Below are 1,917 nucleotides of genomic sequence, written 5' to 3' on the forward strand. Positions count from 1 at the left end.
GTAAGCGTTAAACAAGAATGTGGCTAGACAAAAATTAAAACCGGCTTCTCATTTGCCGGTTTTGGTTGAAGCGCATTTCTTTTGAATATCTGGATTCCAGGGAAGGTAGTCATCTAAACTATCAGGGTACTGCCGAAATGGCACGCCAGGTAAATCTCCTAAAATATACTCTAAATAACGGTGCGGATTTAATCCATTAGCTTTAGCCGTCTCGATCAAACTGTAGATTGCAGCACTTGCGGCTGCCCCTCTGGGGCTGCCGCTAAATAACCAGTTTTTTCGCCCAATTGTAAAGGGTCGAATACTGTTTTCTGCCAGATTGTTTGAAATCGAGCAGTTTCCGTCTTTGAGATAATTCATCAACCCGGCTTTGTGGTTTACTGCATATTGTATGGCTTCACTGGTTTTGCTTTTGGGTGGCAGGGTGTGTAGGGCAGAATCTGCCCATGACCAAAAAGCCTCTAACGCAGGTAGTTGCTTTGTTAGACGCTCCTGATACCGTTCTTTTGCCGAGCTAGAGGCCAAAGCCCTTTCCATAGCAAATAGCTCATTGCAAAACTGTATGCCCTGTGCAGCCATCGTTGCTTCCGGCGATTTCACATCTTTGGGCAGCACATCAACAAATTTTCTTCGCACGTGGGCCCAACAGTAGCAGCGGACTATCTTCTCGACCTTGTCATAGCCGCGGTACGCATCGGTATGTAAATATCCTTGAAATCCTTTCAGGAATTTCTTCGGATAATTGCCTCCGCGCCCCGGCTGGTATTCAAAAAGCCGAATAGGATGTGTCCCGTATTGCCCTGTGCTGTAAACCCACATGTATGAGTCGGTCGTGTTTTTCCGTCCTTCTTCCTGCAACACTTGAATGGGTGTCTCGTCCACATGCAAGTAGGTTTCTTTGACCAGCTCCTGATGCAGGCGCTCTACGACCGGCAGCAGCCAATCACGCGCTGCCACCATCAGCCAGTTCGACATGGTAGCCCGGCTCAAGCTAACGCCGAGCATTTGCCATTCTGCTTCCTGCCGATAGAGGGGAATAGCGTTCACGAACTTCTGGTGCATGATCCAGGCGAGTGTTGACGGAGATGCTAAAGAGTGCAGAATCACCGGATCCGGCAGCTCTGCTTTTTCCATATAGGAACGGTCATTTTTTCGGCAATTCCGGCATTCCAATGTTTCGCGATAATAATCAATGACCCGGACTTGAGCCGGAATAAATTCCAGCTCAGATCGGACAAATTCTTCACCCACTGCAACCAGTTCTGTGCCGCAGGTATCGCAGGAGCGGTCTCCTTTGAGCCGATGATAGACTTTTTTCACATGTTCCAAATGGCTGATTTGATCTTTCCGTTGACCTTTGTACCGTTTCTTAGCAAATTTAGCAGCCTCTTCTTGTAAATCCGGCTCAGGCATTTTCGCATTTGCTTCAGTTTCTGCTTCATCAAATACTGATGGCAGCTCATCAAAAAGAGACACCTGCTCCTTGGATAAGGACGATGTCTTCTCTGAACGCTTGCCAAAGAGTTGTTTCGTCAAATAAGCTACTGTATCGTGCAGCCGTTTGTTCTCTTGTTCAAGCTCGGTTATGCGTTTTTCAAAAGCTTTCATCTGGTCCGAAACCGACATGTTATTGATTCCTCGGTACGATTTTTCTACTATATTCATTATACCATAAACAGTGCAATAAACCTAGGAATTATAAGGATTAAACGGCATTTTTCCGTCTAAATCCATGCCGAAGTATCAAGTTTTTGTACCGCCTTGGGAGGATCAATGCACAGACCTTCTAGTAGCCAGCGAAGTTGTTGAGAAGTAATGGTCCGAACTGCTTCGGCACTAGTTGGCCATTGGAAACGGCCTTTTTCCAGGCGTTTGTACAAGAGGACAAAACCGTCACCTTCCCATAGCAGCGCTTTC

At 46.6% G+C, this 1,917-nt stretch carries 2 protein-coding genes; both read right to left on the bottom strand.

Going from position 1 to position 1,917, the window contains the following annotated elements; genetic code table 11:
• Positions 1 to 48 precede the first annotated feature (48 nt).
• The gene (locus tag GT1_RS21780; RefSeq protein ID WP_188400482.1) at positions 49 to 1,626 is read right to left on the bottom strand and encodes an IS66 family transposase; all 1,578 of its coding nucleotides are present in this window, start codon (positions 1,624 to 1,626) and stop codon (positions 49 to 51) included.
• A gap of 98 nt (positions 1,627 to 1,724) precedes the next feature.
• The coding region (gene tnpB / locus GT1_RS21785; protein ID WP_188400481.1) for an IS66 family insertion sequence element accessory protein TnpB at positions 1,725 to 1,917 on the bottom strand (193 nt) is incomplete at its 5' end.

This window comes from Sporomusa sp. GT1 (assembly GCF_014634905.1).
Taxonomy (GTDB): Bacteria; Bacillota; Negativicutes; order Sporomusales; family Sporomusaceae; genus Sporomusa; species Sporomusa sphaeroides.